The sequence below is a fragment of the Ruegeria sp. CDSB029 genome (assembly GCF_059611125.1).
On the sequence record NZ_JBXWOX010000006.1, the window covers coordinates 14,006 to 35,065 of the forward strand.

Here is a 21,060-nt window from a genome sequence, read left to right on the forward strand (position 1 = left end):
GTTCTGCCCGCCCCGATTGGGGTCGGTTAAAGACCAGCCAGCAATTCGTTCAGCGTTTGCTGGCGCTGCGCCCACATCTCGATCACTTCGTCACGTGTCATGATGTGCATGGGCGAGCCACCCGCCTCCATCTTCTTGGAAACGCGAGAATTGGCGAACATCTCGGGCACGGTTGCGGCCAATTTTTCAATCACCTCAGGAGGTGTTCCCTTGGGCACCATTACACCCCGGAAATTGACCGAGGAGTTGTCCACGTCCAACCCCTGTTCCATCATCGTCGGAACATCCGGCAGAAACGCATTGCGCTCAAGATCAGCAACGCCGAGGATCTTCACATTGCCCGCCTCTTGCGCGCGGAACGCATCGGACAGGTTGTTGATGCCGCCCATGACTTCACCAGCGATGACGGCCTTCATGGCTGCTGCTCCGCCACCTTTGGTCGGGATGTAGGCCATCTTGGTCCCGGCTGCCTTGTCGATCTGCAGTGCCGCGATGTGGTGGCCCACAAAAAGGCCCGCGCCGGATACCGTCAGCTTGCCCGGGTTTTCCTTGGCATAGGCGACAACGTCATCCATCGAGTTGAACTCACTGTCGGCACCAACCACGAACACGGCCGGGTCTGCGCCCCAGTTCGCGATGGGTTCAAAGCTGTCGGTCGAATATTCGACGCCACCCTTGATCGACTGGGCGATGAAATGAGGAACGTTGTACGCACCCAGCGTATAGCCATCTGGATCGGCCTGAGTTGCGAACCAGTTCCAGCCAACGCGCCCACCGGCACCAGGCTTGTTGATGATGGCGATGGGCATTCCCAGCGCATCCTCGTTTCCAGATGTCATCGTGACGATCCGGGCCTGAAAATCGGTCGCGCCTCCGGCCCCGTAACTGACCATCATCATGATCGGCCGTTCGGGATATTCCTCGGCCATTGCCGCGCCCGTCAGGCCCGTCAGAGCCATTGCTGCCCCTGCAATCAATCGTTTCATTTTGCGTTTCCTCCCTGATTTAGTTCATCCGCGCATTTGCGTGTTCAGAACAGAATTTCTCTTGGTGTGTAGACGTTCAAAAGCATGGCAAAGAGCCCGTACATCACCGCCACAAAGACCGCCGTGATGATCCCGCGTTTGATCCAGGTTTTGACTTCGGAATGGGGGGCGGGGTCGTAGATCGACAGCAGGGTAAAAAAGGCGATGGTTGTTGCGGTGTAGAACCCCAGCGTCTTCGCCGCCCAGAAAACATAGATCAGCGTGATGATCAGACCCGGCAGCATGTTCACGAACATCGTCCGCGTCACGCCGTTTCCGACCTTGGACAGACCCATGACCGCTTTGCCAAATGTCCATCCGGCCAGAACCACAAAGACCGTCGCTATGAGGCGTGGGAACAGGAACGCTTCGGCGGGTTGTTGCGTGTAACTGACCCATGCGACCCACAGACCAACGGCAAAGACCAGACCTGACCCGAATACGTGCTGTGAGCGGTTCATGCCTGTGCCTCCTCTTTGGTGGTGTAGCGGCGGCTGCGCAGTTCCATCCAGACCGAATAGGCGATCGAGGCCAGTACGACGGCAATCAGGAACAGGTTCAGCCCTCCGGTCATGAAGTACGACGCCTTGCCCACGGTCGCGTCAGCGATCATTCCACCCTGGATGAAGTTGGCCTCGGCGATTGGCCCGAGGATCAGACCCAGTACCAGCGGCGCAGCCGAGAAACCGAAGCGTTCCAAAAAGAACATCCCGATTCCGAGGCACGCCATCACGTAGACGTCGCCCATCGAACCTTGAACCGAGTATGCGCCAAAGACCGACAAGGCCAGAACGATGGCGGCCATGACGGATTGCGGAACCTGAGCAACACGGGCCGCAAGCCCTGCAATATAGAGTCCGAAGATACACATCAGCACCTGGCCAATCAGCATCGAGTTGATGAAGGTCCAAGCGACATCGGGGTGATTGTCAAACAGGTCCGAGCCCGGGAAAATTCCGTGGATCAGCAACCCGCCCAACAACACAGCCGCGGTCGGGCTGCCGGGGATGGACAGCGTCAGCAGCGGGACAAGCGAAGGGCCAACCATTGCGTTGTTGGCGGATTCCGCGGCGATGACGCCCTCGGAATGGCCGGTGCCGAACTTTTCTTTTTCCGACGAGAACTTCTTGGTCTGGTCATAGGCGACAAGGCCCGCGATCTGCCCACCGACACCGGGGATCAGGCCGATGATCGAGCCCGTCAGCGTGCCGATGCTTAGCGCACGGGCGCGGCTGAACAGTTCCTTGAACGCCGCCATGATTGAATGGCGCTGCACTTCGATCACTTCGGCACCTGTGTTGTGGCGCCCTTTGGCAAACATGGTCAGCACCTGTGGGATCGCAAACAGGCCAATCAACGCGGCAATAATGTTTATGCCGCCGCCCAGTGCAGGGTGAAAGATAAAGCGTTGTGCACCCATGATGTCGTCGAACCCGATGGTCGCCAGCCACAACCCGATGCAACCGGACAGCAGCCCCTTGACCACTGAGGCGGAATCAAGTGTTCCGATGACCGTCACCCCCAGAATGGCCAGCCAGAACAGATGCGATGGTCCAAAGGCAAGCGCCCATTGCGCCAAAACGGGCGTCAGGAAGATCAGCAGCAGAACACCAAAAATTCCGCCCACGGCCGATGCCAGAAAAGACAGCTGCAAGGCGCGGGCACCTTCGCCTTTTTGGGCCATCGTGTGGCCATCCAGAGTGGTGGCGATATTCGCCGGAGCGCCAGGGATCTTCAGCAAGATGGCACTGACGGCTCCGCCAGCCACAGTTGAAGTATAGGCCGCCCCCAGCAGGATCAGGCCTTGCGCGGCCTCAAGTTGGAAGGTGAACGGGATCAACAGGGCCACCGCCATCGTTGGTGAAAGGCCGGGGGTCGCGCCCAGGATCAGCCCTCCGATCGTGCCGCCCAAAAGCAGCAGGAACGACATCGGCGTGAACACATCTCCGAAGTAGTAAATGAATTCCATCCTGGGCCTCCCAACCCGTCCGTTCGCACTTTTACCTTTGTTGACAAATCAGGTTAGGGGATGAAAATAGTATTGCAAATGTTTTCATAAATTTGACCGGGTAGGGTAAAATTATGGCTAATTTTCAAAAGAGTAAGGTGGATATTGTGGCCGTTGCAAAGGCTGCAAAGGTGTCGCCATCTACGGTTTCACGTACCTTCAATCACCCCGATCTGGTCAACCCGGCGACTCGCAAAAAGATCAACAAAGCAGTGCAGCGCTTGGGATACATCCGCAACCGCGCGGCCCAAACGATGCATGGAAAACGGTCGGGAACAATTGGCCTTGTCGTGCCCACAATCAACCACGCAATTTTTTCCGAGGTTATTCAGGCCTTTTCGGATTCGATCGACCAGGCAGGGTTCAGCCTGTTGCTGGCGTCGCATGGGTATGACCTGGATCGGGAATACGCGATGGTTCGCAAGTTTCTTGAACATCGTGTGGACGGCGTGGCGCTGGTCGGGTTGGAACATTCCGATGCCACCAACCGCTTGATCACACAGCAAAAGATTCCCGCGCTGGCGATCTGGAATTACTCAGAAGAATCACCCCTGCCTTGCGTTGGTGCGGACAACCACCTGGCCGGACGATTGGCGGCCGAACACCTGCTAGATTTGGGGCACCGTGACATCGGGTTGATCTTTCCCGAAACTCAGGGGAACGACCGCGCGCAGCACCGCCTTTCCGCAGTGCATGACGCATTGGGCGAACAGGGGGTTTCCGTACCTGATGAGCATGAAACCCAAGCGCCGTACAGTGTTTCTCAGGCCAAGCAGGCGGCCATGGCCCTTTTGACGACGCCGAAACGTCCGACGGCATTGCTGTGCGGCAATGACGTCATTGCGCAGGGGGCGCTGTTTGCTGCCCAAAAGCTTGGTTTAAGCGTTCCCGATGATCTGTCGATAATTGGTATCGGAGATTTCAAGGGCTCAGCTGACGTCGAGCCGGGCCTTACAACCATCCGCATTCCCGCAGAAACCATCGGAGCACTGGCCGGTGAGAAATTCACCGACTTTATTACGTCGGATGACCCCAAGCATTTCAGCATCCGCTGTGATTTGGAATGTGTCGCCAGACAAACGACCCGTTCGCTGGCGACCTGACAGGCCTGGGCAGAATAGTTAGGCTATGATTGCCTCAATCTTATCCAGCGTGGCCGCATTTACTGCAACGCCGTCGGTCTGTGCCTGCCTGCGCTTGCCGCCGCGCCCATCGCCGGGCAGATGCGCTCCGTTCTGTGCACGGATTGCGCCGACCAATTCGCTGATCCCCGAAGTAAACGCATCGCCAGAGGTGGCGGTCGGGTCGATCGCAATGAAGAACTGCCCGGTCTTGGGGGGGCCACCGGCGGTGCCGGAAAAAGGCGAGGCGTTAATGCCAAGGGTCGCGCCGGTCAGGGCTGCGGCCAGTACCTCGGTCAGCAGGGCAACACCGACGCCTTTGTAACCGCCTGACGGTGCCATCGACCCCTTAAGGCCGACATTCGGGTCCGTGGTCGGGTTGCCATCTGCGTCCAAAGCCCAGCCAACCGGGATCGATTTGCCTTCGCGGGCGTGTTTCATGACCTCGCTTTTGGCAATCGTGCTGGCGCTTTGGTCGATCAGCAGGGCGGGCTGGCCATCTGCGCCGGGCGCGGCGATCGAGAAAGGGTTGGTGCCGACGACTGGTTTTGCGCCGCCCGAAGGCGCGATCGAGGCCGGAGCGTTGGTGAACCCCAATCCCACCAATCCGGCCTGCGCCAACCGGTATGTATGGTAGCCAAGGACACCGCAGTTATAGCTGTTGCGGATAGACAGTGCAGCGATCCCCTGTTCGCGCGCGGCTGGGATAAGGGCCTCAAAACCCATATCAATTGCGGAATGGGCAAAGCCGGTTGCTGCGTCCACGTTCACTGCGCCGGGGCGTGGGCGCGACAGTTCCGGTTGGGCTGTTCCGTCCACTTTCCGACATTGCACGTGCTCGCAATAGATCGGGATGTATGCCAGGCCGTGGCTGGCGACCCCATCTGCCTCGGTTGCAGCGGTCGCAACGGCCAATGGCCGGGCGTTGGCTTCGGATGTTCCTGCGGCGACAAGCGCGCGGAAGGCCAGATCTTCGATCTGCTCAAGGCTCAGGGTACGGGTTTCGATCATTGGGGCCTCTTTAATCGTTGTCGGATAAGCCCGCTCCGGCCCCGCGCAGGCGGGATTCCTCGGTGGCGGGGGCGTATGTGCGGTGGGCGAACCGGTTCAGAATGTTCCAATCAGTTGGATCAGGTTCCGCCCGTGTTCGACGGTGGACTGGTGCGGTCAGTTGGCCACCGATTTGCACCGAAACCTGTTGTGCCCTATCCGAAAGTGGGGCGTTCAGGGACAGGTCAAATCCGTCGGTTTCTACCTGTGCACGGTCACAGTCAACACTCACGCAGGTCTGTAACACGCGCGCCGCATTTGCCGCGAATGGAAGCAGCAAGGCAGGCACAGCTACGTTCTTTATCTCAATCGGGGCTGAGTTCAGTTGGTGCGCACAATCTGACAGCAATGCGCCAGTTACCAAAGGGCAAAGCTCGCTATCACTCTGCCATTCTCCGCTCAGATCGGCCGGGGTGTGTTGTTTAGGTGCGCGCGTCAATTCCAGTTGCAACAATTGAGCAAGAGCACTGGTGCCGTTTTGCCCCCGCGCGCACAGCCAGCGCGTTGCTTTCGCGGCTTCCTCGGCCAGCCCCCAGCTATATCCGGCACCACGCGCCGCGCGCTTTGCGGTGGCTTCGATCTCATTTAGCGAGACGTTCATGAAGATAGCTCCGGATAGACCCACAGATCTGCGGTGCTGGTATTCAGGTCTTCAGGGTAAGGCGCGCCAGCGTACATGCAGATACGGACCCAGCGGTCCGAGCGCGGATCAAAATGCGTGGCACCGAAAAACGACAGCTTGGCCCGGAGCATATCGATGGGCATGACGTCTGCGCTTATCGTGTTGTCGCGAAGCTCGCCATACGGGGCTACAACGCCGATCTGCGCGCGCCGCACCGTGTGGCGGTGCTCGGGATGGCGCAGAAGGAACTCGGCTACGGGCTTGTCGTCTTGCCAACTCGCAAGGTCCGCGTAGGCCAGCGCGGCATCTCGTGCCGGGGCGAGGGGCTGTTCATATTCGGCAATCGGTTCCTCGAACCGTTCACCAAGTCGCGGTTCCAGCTTTTCTTCGGACACGTACCAGGCGCGCGCGCAGTTCGCCTCGGCCGACCAATCCATATCCAGTGCCCAGCCAAAGCGGTCGTGGATCGCGGCACGGAGCTGATCGACAGTCATGCCTCCATCAATAAGCTGTGCCTGAGCATTCCCGTCAGCCATACATCCGGTCAGGCCATCCACCAGCTCGCCATAGGGTTCCAGAATAAGCGACGCGAGCAGTTCCTGCCCTTCTTCGCCAAGTGTGGTTTCCGACCAGCGGATGAGCCGATCCCACGGGCGGTCCTGCGTCAGGTCATTTTCGTCCAGATAGCCGGAAATGGCTGTTAGATCGGCATTCAGTGAGGCAATCTTCTCAATCTGAACCGGATGCTCGGATCGCCACCACGACATCGATAACTTGCTGCGATCATAGATGTCCCGAAAGTGTCGGGCTTCGTCCTCTGACGCTGATTGCAGAGACCGAACACGTGCCAACGCCTCTTCGCGCGCCATGATCCAGTTGTTGAACAATACCGGGTGATTGACGATGAACGGAGCCATCCCCAATCCGGTTGAGTTTCCGATGCCCAGCCACTGTGCAATCTCGGGGTTCAGTTCAGCCGACTGCATGCCGCCCTTGGCGAGGGCCATATGTTGCACCAGATCGCGGACAAATGTTCGCGTCAGGTAGACCGACATCATTTCCGCCTGAAAGGGTGCGTGCAGTTCTGGCCGGTTCGCAATCTTCTCGCGATCCGCGGCGCCGAACTTGCCCGATCCGTAAACGGCCGTCGTCCGCATCAGGTAACCGACTTTATGGATTTGCTCCAAGTCGGGCTGTTGTCCGGCAGCCAACCTGTCAACCACGTGTTTCCACAAACGCACGGACCGGTTGGCACGAGACAGGGACAACTCGCTTTCGCTTACGCGCCCTGCCTCTTGCAATGGAACGTTTTCTGACAGGCGTTGGATGTCCTGCTTCGTTGGGATGCCATCGAATAATGCGAAAGTGGCGTCCCACGCCTCAGCGATCACCCGGTCCGACCGTTGTTCGGGCGGCAGGTCATGGGCGAACGCAACCAGCGAATAGGCGCGATCCGGACCTTGCGCCGTGTAGACTGCGTGGCCGACGCCGTTTTCGTCGATCTCAAAAACAGGACGCGTAAAGGCCCAGTTCTCGCGCGCCATACGTCGGGTCAGTTGTCGCATAAAGCTGAGTCTGCACTGATGCAGCGAGCCCAGCCGCGACAGGCGCATAACCTGCGCAGGATCGCGTCGCGGAATATCAGTACTGACGTGGTTCATGCGGTTTGTGGTCCAAAGTTCTGATCGAAAAAGCGGTACCAGTTGCCGCCCATGATGCCCGAGATTTCTTCGGCGTTCATGCCAACGTTGCGCAGCCCGGTTTCGATATTGCCGAAGTGGCGATTATCCTCGAACCAGCTGGGCATCGGCGGAAAGCCGGGATTGCTGGCTGAACCTTCGCCGTAGTCGATTTCCTTGGTCCAGCGACCAACGCGCATCCACTCGACAATGCTGTCGGGTTGATCCTGACACAGGTCGGTGCCGATCCCCAGATTTTGTGCGCCGTATTTGTCAGCCGTACGGGCAATCATTTCGCAAAAGCTCTCCAGCGTGCAGTCGGACTTGTCCTTCAGGTGATGAGGGTAGACCGAAAAGCCCAACATCCCACCGTTTTCCGTGACCGCGCGGATCACCGCGTCGCGCTTGTTGCGCAGGGCAGGGGACCACTCGTGCGGATTGGCGTGGGTGATGGCAATGGGACGTTCGGAGATCTCGGCCGCTTCTATGGTCGAACGATCCGCCGAATGGCTCATGTCTACGACAAGCCCAACACGGTTCATCTCTTTGATAACCTGTTTGCCCATACGGGTGATGCCGGTGTCTTCGGCCTCGTAACAACCGGTCGCCAGAAGAGACTGGTTGTTATAGGTCAGCTGCATGAAGCGCGCGCCCAGATCGTGCAGGATTTCCACCAGCCCGATATCATCTTCGATGGGCGACGGGTTCTGGAACCCAAAGAACACGGCCGTCCGCCCGGTTTCCCGGGCGATGTCGATGTCGCTGGCCCAACGGCCTTTCATGATCAGGTCTGGAAATTGCTCAAACCAGCGGTTCCACTTTTCAAAGTTCAGAACCGTTTCGCGAAAGTTCTCGTGATATGAGATGGTGACGTGGATCGCATCCACGCCCCCTTCGCGCAGTTGGCGGAAGATCTTCTCAGACCAATTGGCGTATTGCAGCCCGTCGATGCGCATCAGACCGGCGTTCCCGCGCTGATGTAAGCGGTTTTGACCGTGGTATAGAACTCAGCCGCTGCCTTGCCCTGTTCGCGTGGACCGTAAGAACTGTCACCGCGGCCGCCGAAGGGCACGTGATAGTCGGTGCCCGCAGTCGGAAGGTTTACGGTCACAACACCAGTGCGCGCGTTGCGGCGGAAATGGGTCGCGCGGGCGAGGCTTTGCGTCACGATTCCCGACGTCAGCCCGAAATTGGTGTCGTTCACCACGCTCAGCGCTTCTTCATAGCTGCCGACCTTGATGACGCTGGTCAGCGGGGCGAACATCTCTTCGCGGTTGATCCGCATATCGTTGTTGGTGTTCAGGAAAACGCCGGGGGACATGTAGAACCCGTCATGCGGCATCTCAAGCCGCTGACCACCGCAGGCCAGTTCTGCGCCCTCAGATTTGCCGAGATCGACATAGGCGAGGTTTTCGCCCAGCTGCTGTTCGCTGACGACCGGCCCCATCTGAACGCCCTCTTCCAAAGCGTGGCCAACTTTCATCGCCTGGGCACCGGCCACAAGCTTTTCGACAAACGCATCATGCACACCGGCATGAACTACAAGCCGCGAGGACGCGGTACATTTCTGACCTGTTCCGCCAAAGGCTCCGCCCAGTGCCAGCGTGACCGCGAGATCGAGATCGGCGTCGTCCATGACGGCCAGCGCGTTTTTCGATCCCATCTCCATCTGAACTTTGGTCAGGTTCTGGATCGCAGCGGCGGCTATACCTTTGCCAACTGGAACGGAACCGGTGAAGGAAATCGCGTTGACCTTGGGGCTTTCAACCAAACGCTGACCGATCGAGCGGCCCGACCCCATGACAAGGCTGAACAGGCCTTTTGGAATGTCCTGACGTTCGATGATCTCGGTCAGGGCTACGGCAGAGGCCGGCGTGATGTTCGCGGGCTTCCAGACAACGGCGTTGCCATAGCACAGTGCCGGAGCAATCTTCCACGACGCGGTTGCGGTCGGGAAGTTCCAAGGGCTAATGATGGCTACGACGCCCACGGCCTCGCGGCGGACGTCAATTTCAACACCGGGGCGGACGCTGTCGGCGTTCTCACCGATCTGGCGCAGGCATTCGGCTGCGTAATAGGTAAAGAACTGACCGGCGCGGTAAACCTCGCCCTTGCCTTCGGCCAGCGGCTTGCCTTCTTCGCGGGCCAGCAGGGTGCCTAGCTCTTCGGCGCGCGACATCAACTCGTTGCCGATGTTCATCAGAACTGCTTGCTTGCGCTCGGGACCGTAGGCTTCCCATTCTGCCTGTGCAACACGCGCCTGATCCAATGTGGCCTCAAGCTGATCGGCGCTGGCCTGAGCAAACATGCCAACCAAATCGCTCAGATCCGAAGGATTGCGGTTTTCAATTTCGGTCTCGCCCGCCAGCCATTCGCCGGCAATCAGGTTCAGTTTTGTCACGATGCGCCCCAGAGTCATGAAAATTGGTCTGGCGCAGAATGGCTTTTTGAGTAGATATCAGTCAAACTCAAATAAATTGAGCAAACTTCAGAAAAGGTGAAGCTTGGCGATCAAGATCGAGACCCTGCGATGCTTTTGCACTGTCGCCCAAACCGGCAACCTAATCGAGGCGGCCGACCGGCTGGGCCGGACCCAGTCGGCGGTGTCTATGACCCTCAAGCAGTTTGAAGATGAACTGGGCAAAAAGCTGTTTGAAGGTGAGCGAAAGAACCAACTGTCGCCTTTGGGATTGCAGGTCTTCGAGGTGGCATTGAAACAAGTCCGCCAGTTCGATCAAGCCGTCTTGGATATCATGGCCGCAGCAAAAGCAGAGCACGGGTTGCTGCGCATCGCGTCCGTTCCATCGGTTGCAGCGCTGATTTTCCCTAAGGTTCTGGCCTATGTCACAAAGCGCTTTCCCGGCGTAAAAGTCGAATTGCGCGACACAGATACTCAGCAGGTTTTGGACGCGCTGGTTGAGGGAAAAGCGGATATTGGCATCGCCTCAGGTCAGCACGCACTGAACGGAGTTCGGTCGCTTCCGTTGTTCGAAGACAGGTTTGGGCTGGTATGCACCTCTGATCACCGTTTGATACGACAGCCAAATACGCCAACAATTGACGAAGTCCTGACACTTCCGTTTATTCGAAACGCGCTGTGCGATCTGATTCAATCGCCCAAGTTCCGGGCATCCGAAGCGCAGGCGGATGTTACTGTTCACAACACGCATTCTCTAATCACAATGGTCAAGACCGGGGATTGGGTAACGGTATTGCCGCAATCGGTTGCCAGTTTCATGCCCGAGGCGACGGCGTTTCGCGAAATTGCGGATTTGCCCGATCAGCGCCAGGTCTGCCTCTATGTCAGTGATCATGCGCGGTTCAAGCATCTGACCGAGGAAGCGGTCGCTTACATTCTGGAACTGGGCGCTGCCTGATGGCAGAGTACGAGTTCACGGCCAATTTTCGACAAAGCCGAAACATTTCTATGATAATATCGAATTTGAGTGCTTCTTGGACGTAACGCTTGATGGGTGACGCGTCACCATGTTTCAATTTTTCTTGCCGGGTCGGCGCATCGTGCGGCTGACCCAAAAATGGGAAAGCATCGGCTTTCCGACTTTGTTTGCACGGTGCACCACGGCCCTCGGGCATAGAAAAACAGCGCCGCAGACGTCCAACAAGGAGACACAAATGAAAAAATTAGCCACGTTACTGGGAGGCGCATCCGCTGTGATCGCTGGACCCGCCCTTGCTGCTGATATCGTGATCGGCGTGCCGAACTGGCCTTCGGTAAATGCGACGGCACATATTTTGAAAGTTGCGATCGAACAGAACCTCGGTCTTGAGGTTGAACTTCAGAATGGCACCAACCCGATTGTATTCGAGGCGATGGACTCCGGCGCCATGCACGTACACCCTGAAGTTTGGATGCCCAACCAGCAAAACCTGCATGATACCTACGTAAAAGATAAGGGAACGGTTACGTTCAACGCAAACGGAGTTGAAGCCTTCCAAGGTATGTGCGTCGACAAGGCAACAGCGGAAGCACATGGCATTACGTCCATTGAAGACCTGACAAACCCCGACAATGCTGCGCTGTTTGACAGCAACGGTGACGGGCAGGGTGAACTATGGATCGGTGCGCCGGGATGGGCGTCGACCAACGTCGAAAAAATTCGGGCCAAATCCTACGGTTATGACCAAGTTTTTGAACTGACAGAAATCGATGAGACAGTGGCTTACGCGAATCTCGACAATGCAATCAAAGCGGGCGAGCCGTGGGTCGGGTTCTGCTACACGCCGCACTATGTGTTTGCCCTGCATGACATGCAGATCCTTGAAGAACCGGCTTATGATGCGGCCAAATGGAACGTGTTGCAGCCCACAGATGACCCGGACTGGCTGGAAAAATCCGAGGCCGGCGTTGCCTGGGACCTAGCGTATCTGCACTTGCACTTCGCAAAGTCGCTTGAGGACGAATACCCCGAAGTGGCAACTATGCTGGCCAATATGAAACTGGATACCGATACGGTTTCGGCAATGACATATGCATTGGTGATCGAAGGTAAAGAACCTTTGGCCTATGCCGAGGAATGGGTCGGTGCGAACGAAGATGCCGTTCTGGGCTGGATGTCAAATTGATTGACGCCGACCGGAACTGAAACTCTGGCAGGCCGTCGGGACAGCCCCGGCGGCCTGTTTTGCACCAAAGGGACAAAAATGACCGAAACAGTCGTTAAACTGACGGATGTCTGGAAAATCTTTGGCGCAAAAGCCGAAGAAGCCATGGAAGCCGTCCGGAATGAAGGCATCGGAAAGCCTGAAGTTCTGGAAAGATTCAATTGTGTCGTTGGCGTGCAAGGCGCGTCCTTCGAAGTGCCAAGGGGCGAGATTTTCTGCATCATGGGCCTGTCAGGCTCTGGCAAATCGACGCTGGTACGACACGTTAATCGCCTGATCGAACCGACCGCCGGAAAGATCGAAATTCTGGGGCAGGATGTCTCCAAGATTTCCGAGGCCGAGCTGCGTCGCATTCGGGCCATGCAAATCGGGATGGTGTTTCAGCACATGGCACTGATGCCACACCGATCGGTTCGCGATAACGTCGCCTATCCGCTGGAAATCCGCAAAGTGTCCAAGTCGAAACGCTGGGCAGTTTCAGATCATGCACTGGGGTTGGTAGACCTGACAGGCTACGAGGATCGCCTGCCCAAAGAGTTGTCGGGTGGGATGCAGCAACGTGTGGGGATCGCCCGTGCGCTGGCCTCGGACCCCGAGATTTTGTTGATGGACGAGCCGTTCTCGGCGTTAGATCCGTTGATCCGGTTGCAACTGCAAGATCAGTTCAAGGCGCTTGTGGCGCAGCTGCAAAAGACGACGCTGTTCATCACCCACGACCTGGACGAGGCCATCCGTATCGGGCACCGGATCGCCATCATGAAAGACGGCGTCATAGTTCAGATTGGCACGCCCGAAGATATCGTCATGAACCCGGCGGATGACTATGTGCGTGAGTTCGTACAGGGCATTTCCAAACTCAAACTGGTCAAAGCGCATTCGATCATGGAACCAATCGACAGCTATTCCGGCTCGACTGAGGGCGCACCACGCGCGGATGAAGGGGCGGATTTGGACCAGTTGATCGACCTTGCCGTCAATACGGACCTGCCGGTCATCATTACCGATGCTGGCGCTGATGTAGGCGTGGTCACTAAACCGCGTTTGCTGCGCGGAATTCAGGGGGGCAAAAATGACTGATGCAACCACGGAAGTAAAAGTCACGGCCGCCTCGGATATCGAAGTCGATCGCGACGCATTGGACCGTTCAATCCATGAGTTTGCGGGACCAAACGGCGATTATTACGTCAACGCTTTTCACAAAATCCATGATGCGACCAGTGGCATTCCAAACACGTTCAACATCTGGGCGGCTGTTCTGGGGCCGTTCTGGTCAGCCTCACGTGCGATTTGGGGGATGTTCTGGACTTTCCTGATCCTGGAAATCATCGCGTGGGTTCAGATCGGTCGCGGTGCCTGGGGCAATCCTGGCGCTGATTTGGCCGAACGGGCCGAGCGTCAGCAAACTCGCGCGAACGAATTGTTGGAGCGCGCGGCTGCGGCGACCGAAAAGGCAGATATAGACCGGTTCAACAAACTGGCGACTAATATCCAGAAGGCGGCGGATTCCAGTTTTGAAAAAGCCGCTGCCGCTCAGTCCGAAGCCGTGGGCATCATGGTTACGGGCCTGTTGATGCTTCTGGTTTTCAAGCTTGCGCAAGGTTTTTATGCGGACCGCGTGTACGAAAAGCAGTACTCGAATTGGCGGACAGATCCTGCCAGCACCGAAAGCGGCCGCTCGACCCGCAACACTGTTCTGGGTGCTGTTTTGGTGGCCGCAATTGGCCCGCTGATCGTGTACAAATTCACCGTAAACGCCTCACTTCCATTGTTGGATGCATTCCCCGAGCAGGAAGTCTCCGCGATGATATTGGGCGAAGGCAACGGAACGTTGTTCTCAAACCTGGCAAGCTGGATGGAGGCGCAAATAGATGCAGCCGCCGCAGCCGGCGGGGATGTATTCGATGGTATCGTTGCGGGTGTGCGATCTGTTCTGGATGCGTTGACGGTGGCATTGATCGGTTCCCCGTGGCCGGTTGTGATGTTGGTGATCTGTGTGACCGCGTGGCGCGCGGCAGGGCCAAGGGTGGCAATCTTCACCGCGTCTTCGTTGGCCTATATCGCGCTTCTGGGGTATTGGGATGTGGCGATGGAAACCGTGGCATTGGTGGGCGCGGCGGTGCTGTTATGCGTGGTTTTTGGCATTCCGCTGGGCATCTGGTTCGGCAAATCCAAGCGCGCCTACCGGGCGGCCGAGCCGGTGTTGGATCTGATGCAGACATTGCCGGCGTTTGTCTACTTGATCCCAATCATCGCTTTCTTTGGCACAGGCAACCCGCCGGGCATTCTGGCGACAATCATCTTTGGTATGCCGCCAGTCATTCGCTTGACCGCGCTGGGGATGCGCGGGGTTCCGGAAAGCATCAAAGAGGCTGCCGTGGCCTTCGGGGCATCGAAATGGCAGTTGCTCAAAGATGTTGAGATCCCGCTTGCCCTGCCGTCGATCATGACCGGCGTGAACCAGACTATCCTGATGTGCTTGTCGATGGTGGTGATTATCTCGCTGATCGGCGGTGGAGGTCTGGGCAAGGAAATCCTTGAAGCGCTGCAATACGCTGCCAAAGGTCCGGGTCTGCTGGGTGGGTTCGCCATCCTGTTCCTGGCCATGGTCATGGACCGTATTGTTCAAGGTGCCTTCCGCCGAGAAGACGAAAAACTCTGAACGCAAACGCCCCCGGTTCACATCGGGGGTGTTTTTCTTTCACCGGAGACGCAGATGACCGACCTTTACGAACAGTCTATGATGGACAATCTATATTGGTGGGGGATACCGACCCTATTTCGGTGCCCCAATCAAGGTCCCGAAGGGCAGGACATCGCTTTGGTCGGAGTGCCGCATTCGGCAGGCAACGGCACAACCGAGCGGGATCAGCATTTGGGCCCGCGTGCTTTGCGGCATGTCTCGGCCGTACAGCGGCGGGTACATTCGGTGTTTGAAATTGATCCGTGGAATTGTGCGAAGATTGCAGATGTAGGCGACGTTCCATTTCCGCGGGCAAACGATAACGAAGACTGCATCGAACGGATTACGGCTTTTTACAAAGACATCGATGCAGCCGGTGCGCGCCCGGTGTCGATTGGCGGCGACCACTCCATCACTGGCGGGATCGTGCAAGCGCTGGGTCGCGGTAAACTGGCTGGTGGAGAGCCTGTCAGCTTTCTGCATCTGGACGCGCATACGGACGTGTTCACCAAGGTCGATCATTTCCTGGGGGCCAAGAAGTCGGCGGCTCATTGGGGCGCGTATCTGGCGGATCAGGGGCAGGTAGACCCCACGCGATCCATGCAAATCGGACTTAGGGGCCATCCGCGAAGCTTGGACTGGCTGCAGCCGTCCTACGACTATGGCTACAACATCGTCACTATGCGCGAATTCCGTCAACGAGGGCTGGAAGACGTCGTGGCTCAGACCAAAGAAGTGCTGGGGGACCGACCGGTCTATATCACGTTCGATCTGGATTGCCTTGATCCCACTGTCGCGCCTGCCGTGTCCAATCTGGAACCGGGCGAGAAGGGTTTCGATATTGACGAGGCTGTCGGCATTCTGCGTGCCGCGCGCGGGTTGAACATTGTGGGCGGGGACGTCGTTTGCATGATGCCAACCAAGGACAGCCCGAACAACATCACCGCGCTAACGGCAGCTGCGGTGATGTTCGAAATGATTTCAATGATCGCCGAAAACGCCAGCTAGCGCCGTGCGTCAACAGCCTGGGCCAATACACAGAGCAGTTCGAACATCAGCGAAATGCCCAGCCACGCGGTGCCTCCGTTCGGATCGAATGGGGGCGATACTTCGACCAGATCAGCGCCAATCAGGTTCACACCAGACATCTGGCGGATGACCTGCTGCGCCTGAAAACTGTTTGGTCCCCCGATCTCGGGCGTTCCGGTGCCAGGGGCGTAGGTTGGGTCAACAAAATCAATGTCATAGGTGCAATAAGTTGGTGCTTGCCCAACGATACCGCGCACCTCGGCCATCACGTCGTCGATGCCCCGATCAAACAGTTCCTCGATACGGATGATGCGAATACCCTGTGCCTCGCCCCATTCGATGTCTTCGGTGTTGTAGGCGGTGCCCCGGATGCCAACTTGAACAAAGCGTTTGGGGTCGACCAGTCCTTCTTCTACCGCGCGCCGAAACGGAGTGCCGTGGGTGAACTTATGGCCCCCAAAATAGCTGTCGAACAGGTCTGTGTGACTATCGAACTGGATCAGGCCGACGGGGCCTGCGGCGGCAAGCGCACGCAAAACGGGCAGGGTGGTCAGGTGGTCCCCGCCAGCGGTTAGCGGAACAATGCCTTTTGCCTGTAGGTTTGAGTAGAAATCCGTAACCCGGTTCAGAGTATCTTCGATATCAACCGGATTGGGCGCAACGTCGCCAAGATCGGCGCAATTGACCATTGAGAACGGCGCGACGCCTGTGACTGGGTTCATCGCGCGGATCATCGTGGAATAGTCCCGCAATTGTCGCGGACCATGCCGCGCGCCAGGACGATTGGTAGTGCCGCCATCCCACGGGATGCCGATGAGACCGACCTGAACATCCAAAATCCGTTCGTGATCCAGGTCCAGGCTGGGCAAACGCATGAACGAGGGGATGCCGGCAAACCGGGCCAGCTCCATCGCCGATACCGGCTGAAAAAATGAATCGGTCATGGCCTTATCCTTCACGCAATTCCCATTGGACCCTAGCGGCCCAATGAAGTGTTGGGAATGCTCTGTGGTTTTTATATCAGAATGCGGAAACGTTTCCGGATTTCGGCATCCTGTTCGGCGCTCAAATATTCTGGGTGATGGCTGGCCAGAACTTCTTTGGCGTGATGCCGGGCAGATGACCATGCGTCTTTCGCACCATCGTTTTGCCACGTGCGGGGCTCCTGTCGATCGGCGAGTTCAGGGTAAAAGTAATCCCGCTCCATGGCTGCGTAGGTCTGTTCACTTCCCAAGAAATGCCCGTCCCCCAGGACCGATTGGCAGATGGCGTCAAAACCCAGGTTTTCCTCGCTCACCTCAATCCCGCGCAGCGCCCGATAAGTGTGTGAGTGCATTTCGTTGTCCAACACAAACCCCTCGAAGCTTGCGCCTAATAAGGATGCGGTCATGCCCGAGCTTTCATAGATTAAGTTGCCCCCGGCCAAGGCCGCAGCAAGCGACGTCATGCCTTTTTCAACGCCGTATTGCGCGTCGATGGCCTTTGCGTCAGTCATCGATGCGGCGACGCCCGAGGGCAGGCCCAGCCAGTTCGTGAGTTGCGCCGAGGCCGCGTTCAAAACAGCCGTCTCTCCGCTGCCGCCGGCAAAAGACCCGGTCCTGAGGTCTACGATGAAAGGCCAATTGGAAAACACCATCGGAAATCCGGGTCTGATAGCGTAGACCATGACAAGGCTGGCCAATGTCTCGGCCAGCGATTGCGCCAAAAACCCGGCCAAAGTCGCCGGGGCCGTGGCACCGGCCTGCGCGGCCGTGATGCACGACATGGGAATGCTGTGGGCGACGCATTCATAGACGACATCAACCGCATCCTCCCCATACCGCAGTGGCGAAATCACTGGGCTGACATGAGCTTTCAGAAAGGGGCGTTTGGCGAATTCACCCGGCCCTCCGGCGACGATATCCAGCAACTCGACAATGGGGCCGACATGTTCGGCCAGAGTAAACGATGTTGCCACTGGTTTGGTCGTATTGCGCACCAGCGCATAGGCGGTGTTGACGTCCAGATCGAATACATCAGGTACATCTGTGGCCACGCAGCATCGGGTGAACCAGCTGACATTGGCCAGCGTGTCCTGCAATCGGGTGAAGTCGTGCAAATCCGCCAAGGTAGAGGGGCGATAAAGGCCGCTATCGATGTCCAGCGTTTGAACGGCGGCGCCACCCGTGCCGAAATACACGCGGTCGCCGCCAACCTCGATCGAGCGGTTTTCGTCCCGGCCATGAAACACGAAACTCTTGGGGGCTGTATCGATTGCGCGCTGAACCATTTCACGCGGGAACAGCACCCGGTCTTGCTGACCCGCCTGCGCACCTGCGGCTTTGAGGTCTGCCGCTAATCTGTCTGGCACGTTTCCCATGCCCAAACGTTCCAACAGTTGCAGTGCTGTATCGTATATCTGTTCGATCTCGCGTTGGCTCAGAGGTTTATAAGCGCCGCCCTTCTGGCCGGGTGGGCAGGGGTCTACGACCGGTTTGGCTGCTCGCTGGGCATGCCGCGCTTTTCGGCCGCTGCGTTTAGAACCCTCTGATGACATCCGGTCCAATTCCTTTTTTTCACTTTCCTGCACCGTAATGGGCGGAACATCCCGGCATCAAAGGCGAATTGCCTTTTTCGGAATCCGAAATCGCAGTTTCGATTTTCCTGCACCCGCATTTGCGCAGTTGTCGCCCCAGCCTTTTCTTCCGCAAGACTTGGACGAAATCTTACGGAGCAAAGCCAATGAAGTCGCGTACCAAAGTCGTTGTGATCGGCGGCGGCATCGCCGGATGTTCGACCCTTTATCACTTGACGCAAGAGGGGTGGACCGATGTGGTGCTGGTCGAACGGAACGAATTGACCTCGGGCACGACGTGGCATTCGGCCGCGCAAGTGACGAACTTTGGCATGAACCAGACGATGGTGGGCCTGAAAACGCACTCGATCCAATTGTACAAGGAGTTAGCCGACGATCCGGATTATCCGATCAACTACCACTACGGGGATGGCGGAATACGCCTGGCCAATACCGAGGGCCAGATGCAGGGCTATCGCCACTTTGCATCCATGGCACGGGGTATGGATGTGCATTTCGAGGTGATTGACGCGGACGAATGTGCCCGCCGCCACCCTTTGATTTCGACCGACAACCTGATTGGCGGGCTGTGGGACCCGCTGGACGGGGATATTGATCCTGCTCAGTTGTGTCAGGCCTTGGCGCGCCGGGCACGCAAGGCAGGCGCAGAAGTTTATCGAAATACGCCGGTGACGGGTCTGGTGCAGCACGCCGACGACACCTGGACTGTGCAGACAGAGCACGGCGACATCGATTGCGACATCGTGGTCAACGCCTGCGGATATCGCGTCAACGAAGTCGGTGCCATGATGGGCGTTCATCATCCTGTTTCGTCGATGGAGCACCAGTACTTCCTGACCGAAGAGATACAGGCGATCCGCGACGCGGGGCATCGGATGCCTCTGCTGCGTTGTCCGATCAGTGACTATTATTGCCGGCAAGAAAAGAACGGCCTGTTGCTCGGGTTTTACGAACAGGACTGCAAGACCTGGGGTATGGACGGGATTGATCCGAACTTTGTGAATGCCCTTTGCCCCGATGATTTGGACCGCGTGACGGACGTGTTGGAAGGCGCATTCGCGCGGATGCCCGCGCTGATGGAGGTTGGTATTCACACGGTGGTCAATGGGCCGATTACTTACACGATCGACGGGGCTCCGCTGGTGGGACCGATCCCTGGCAAACGCAACGCGTTTTGTATCATCGGTCTGCGCGCTGGGCTAGGCGAAGGCGGTGGGCATGGGTGGCTGCTGGCCCAACAGATTGTGCACGGCGAGGCGTGTTACGATACGTGGTGCCTCGATCCCCGGCGGTTCACGGGTCATGCAAACGTCGAATTGACCGCGCTTAAGGCTATCGAGGACTATCAGAACGAATTTCGGTTCCACTTTCCGCATGAACATCGCCCTGCAGGGCGTCCGGCCAAAACCACACCTCTGACGCCGGTGCTGGCGGCGGAGGGGGCCGAGTTCACAGTGGTCAACGGGTGGGAGAGGGTGGATTACATCAAACCTTCGCCGGAATTCACGCCGACGCATAGTTTCGGTTTTGACGAAACATTTGACGTGATCGCCACTGAGGTTCGGAATGTGCAATCGGGTGTTGGACTGGCCGAGGTGAACGGGTTCAATCGGATCGAAATCACTGGAAATGACCGGCATGCTTTTCTGGACCGGATGTTCTGCGGGCTTGTGACCCGGTGCGAGGTGCGTGTTGGGCTAGGGTACCTGCTGAACCATCATGGTATGATCAAAGCCGAGGCTACGATCGCCAATCTACCAGCCAGCGATAGGGGGGAGGCGCGCGTCTGGTATGGCTCAGCCGCAGCAAGCGAATTTCATGACATGGATTGGCTACGCCAGCACATGCGACGCGATGAAGACGTTCATCTGCGCAGTTTGACAAATGACCAAACCATATTGGTGCTCGCTGGCCCGAAGGCGCGAAACGTCTTGTCGGCCTGCGCCCGAGGGGATTGGTCGGCTGAGGCTTTCCCGTGGCTCAATGTGCGCGAGTGCTTCGTTGGCATCGCTCCGGCTACGGTCATGAACCTCAGCTTTTCGGGTGAATTGGCCTATGAAATCCACGTGCCCAACGCCTCGCTCTACGCGGCCTATCTGGCGTTACGGCAAGCAGGTGAGGCGCACGGGTTGAAGGTGTTCGGGGCACGGGCGGTTGAATCGATGCGGATGGAGAAGAGCTTTCTTCATTGGAAAGCAGACCTGATCACCGAGTTCGATCCCTATGAAACAGGATTGGACAGGTTCGTCCGAATGAATAAGGGAGATTTTGTCGGGCGGAACGCTTTGTTAAATCGGCAATTGGAGAAGCTTCGCAAGAAGTTTGTCGTGCTTCAGGTTTCCTCAACCTTCGGTCCTGCACATCCTGGAGCGTCATTGATGCAGGGGGATAAGGTGGTTGGAACCGTCACATCGGGCGAATGGGGGCACCGCACCGAGTTGAATCTGGCGCATGCATTTGTCGATCCCGCCTACGCGGATATCGGATGTGAAATGGATCTGGACAGTTGCGGTCAGCGTGTGCGCGCAACGGTCATTCCGTCGTGCCCATATGACCCGGGCTTTGACCGGATGAAGGCGTAACTGGAACTTTGGCATTGCCGCAAGAGTAAATCTTTGCTTGGCTAGTTTCGAGCAAATCGAAACAAT

17 protein-coding genes are annotated in these 21,060 nt (G+C 57.5%); 7 read left to right on the forward strand and 10 right to left on the reverse strand.

All coding sequences use genetic code 11. The features are described 5' to 3' along the window. Positions 1-26: 26 nt before the first annotated feature. The 3 genes from AC2FI8_RS08785 to AC2FI8_RS08795 are packed head-to-tail and all read right to left on the reverse strand — an operon-like array spanning position 27 to position 2,994. Positions 27-986 carry a Bug family tripartite tricarboxylate transporter substrate binding protein gene (locus tag AC2FI8_RS08785; RefSeq protein ID WP_472723032.1) on the reverse strand — a complete coding sequence of 320 codons (960 nt, stop codon included), beginning with the start codon at positions 984-986 and terminating at the stop codon, positions 27-29. Positions 987-1,030: 44 nt separating this feature from the next. Further along, positions 1,031-1,486: a tripartite tricarboxylate transporter TctB family protein gene (locus tag AC2FI8_RS08790; protein ID WP_496696361.1), complete on the reverse strand. Its 456-nt coding sequence runs from the start codon at positions 1,484-1,486 to the stop codon at positions 1,031-1,033. Next, on the reverse strand, positions 1,483-2,994 hold the full coding sequence (locus AC2FI8_RS08795) for a tripartite tricarboxylate transporter permease (RefSeq protein ID WP_496768769.1): 1,512 nt from the start codon (positions 2,992-2,994) through the stop codon (positions 1,483-1,485). The genes AC2FI8_RS08790 and AC2FI8_RS08795 overlap by 4 nt, the downstream gene beginning before the upstream one ends. A 113-nt stretch (positions 2,995-3,107) precedes the next feature. Between AC2FI8_RS08795 and AC2FI8_RS08800 the strand changes: the two genes are divergently transcribed. Beyond that, a complete protein-coding gene (locus AC2FI8_RS08800) occupies positions 3,108-4,136 on the forward strand; it encodes a LacI family DNA-binding transcriptional regulator (RefSeq protein ID WP_496778549.1) in 1,029 nt (342 codons plus the stop codon). Positions 4,137-4,154: 18 nt separating this feature from the next. On the opposite strand, the gene AC2FI8_RS08805 is transcribed toward AC2FI8_RS08800, so the two are convergent. Genes AC2FI8_RS08805 through AC2FI8_RS08825 form a run of 5 tightly spaced genes read right to left on the reverse strand, consistent with a single transcriptional unit; the run spans position 4,155 to position 9,924 of the window. Next, complete coding sequence (locus AC2FI8_RS08805; RefSeq protein ID WP_496778551.1) at positions 4,155-5,165, reverse strand: Ldh family oxidoreductase; 1,011 nt, start codon at positions 5,163-5,165, stop codon at positions 4,155-4,157. Between the two features lie 10 nt (positions 5,166-5,175). Next, entirely contained in the window at positions 5,176-5,805 is a 630-nt protein-coding gene (locus AC2FI8_RS08810) for a DUF3726 domain-containing protein (RefSeq protein ID WP_496778553.1), read from the reverse strand. After that, complete coding sequence (locus AC2FI8_RS08815) at positions 5,802-7,487, reverse strand: hypothetical protein (RefSeq protein WP_496778555.1); 1,686 nt, start codon at positions 7,485-7,487, stop codon at positions 5,802-5,804. Before AC2FI8_RS08815 ends, AC2FI8_RS08810 begins: the two co-directional genes overlap by 4 nt. Next, the gene (locus AC2FI8_RS08820) at positions 7,484-8,461 is read right to left on the reverse strand and encodes a membrane dipeptidase (protein ID WP_496778557.1); all 978 of its coding nucleotides are present in this window, start codon (positions 8,459-8,461) and stop codon (positions 7,484-7,486) included. Before AC2FI8_RS08820 ends, AC2FI8_RS08815 begins: the two co-directional genes overlap by 4 nt. Next, positions 8,461-9,924, reverse strand: coding sequence for an aldehyde dehydrogenase family protein (locus AC2FI8_RS08825; protein WP_496778559.1), 1,464 nt, complete (start codon positions 9,922-9,924; stop codon positions 8,461-8,463). Before AC2FI8_RS08825 ends, AC2FI8_RS08820 begins: the two co-directional genes overlap by 1 nt. Before the next feature lie 85 nt (positions 9,925-10,009). Here AC2FI8_RS08825 and AC2FI8_RS08830 point away from each other — a divergent pair, with 85 nt between their 5' ends. The 5 genes from AC2FI8_RS08830 (at position 10,010) to AC2FI8_RS08850 (ending at position 15,816) form a co-directional block, all read left to right on the forward strand. Further along, a complete protein-coding gene (locus tag AC2FI8_RS08830; RefSeq protein WP_496778561.1) occupies positions 10,010-10,882 on the forward strand; it encodes a LysR family transcriptional regulator in 873 nt (290 codons plus the stop codon). A 256-nt stretch (positions 10,883-11,138) separates the two neighbouring features. Further along, the gene (locus tag AC2FI8_RS08835) at positions 11,139-12,089 is read left to right on the forward strand and encodes an ABC transporter substrate-binding protein (RefSeq protein ID WP_496738296.1); all 951 of its coding nucleotides are present in this window, start codon (positions 11,139-11,141) and stop codon (positions 12,087-12,089) included. 78 nt (positions 12,090-12,167) lie between these two features. After that, the gene (locus tag AC2FI8_RS08840) at positions 12,168-13,205 is read left to right on the forward strand and encodes a quaternary amine ABC transporter ATP-binding protein (protein WP_113790018.1); all 1,038 of its coding nucleotides are present in this window, start codon (positions 12,168-12,170) and stop codon (positions 13,203-13,205) included. Continuing rightward, positions 13,198-14,787: an ABC transporter permease gene (locus AC2FI8_RS08845; RefSeq protein WP_496778563.1), complete on the forward strand. Its 1,590-nt coding sequence runs from the start codon at positions 13,198-13,200 to the stop codon at positions 14,785-14,787. Before AC2FI8_RS08840 ends, AC2FI8_RS08845 begins: the two co-directional genes overlap by 8 nt. A gap of 54 nt (positions 14,788-14,841) precedes the next feature. Beyond that, positions 14,842-15,816 carry an arginase family protein gene (locus tag AC2FI8_RS08850; RefSeq protein WP_496778565.1) on the forward strand — a complete coding sequence of 325 codons (975 nt, stop codon included), beginning with the start codon at positions 14,842-14,844 and terminating at the stop codon, positions 15,814-15,816. Here AC2FI8_RS08850 and AC2FI8_RS08855 read toward each other — a convergent pair. After that, positions 15,813-16,781, reverse strand: coding sequence for an agmatinase (locus tag AC2FI8_RS08855; RefSeq protein ID WP_496778567.1), 969 nt, complete (start codon positions 16,779-16,781; stop codon positions 15,813-15,815). The genes AC2FI8_RS08850 and AC2FI8_RS08855 overlap by 4 nt on opposite strands. Before the next feature lie 71 nt (positions 16,782-16,852). Continuing rightward, entirely contained in the window at positions 16,853-18,373 is a 1,521-nt protein-coding gene (locus AC2FI8_RS08860; RefSeq protein WP_496778569.1) for a trimethylamine methyltransferase family protein, read from the reverse strand. A gap of 185 nt (positions 18,374-18,558) precedes the next feature. Here AC2FI8_RS08860 and AC2FI8_RS08865 point away from each other — a divergent pair, with 185 nt between their 5' ends. Beyond that, a complete protein-coding gene (locus AC2FI8_RS08865) occupies positions 18,559-20,994 on the forward strand; it encodes a GcvT family protein (protein WP_496778571.1) in 2,436 nt (811 codons plus the stop codon). Positions 20,995-21,060 lie beyond the last annotated feature (66 nt).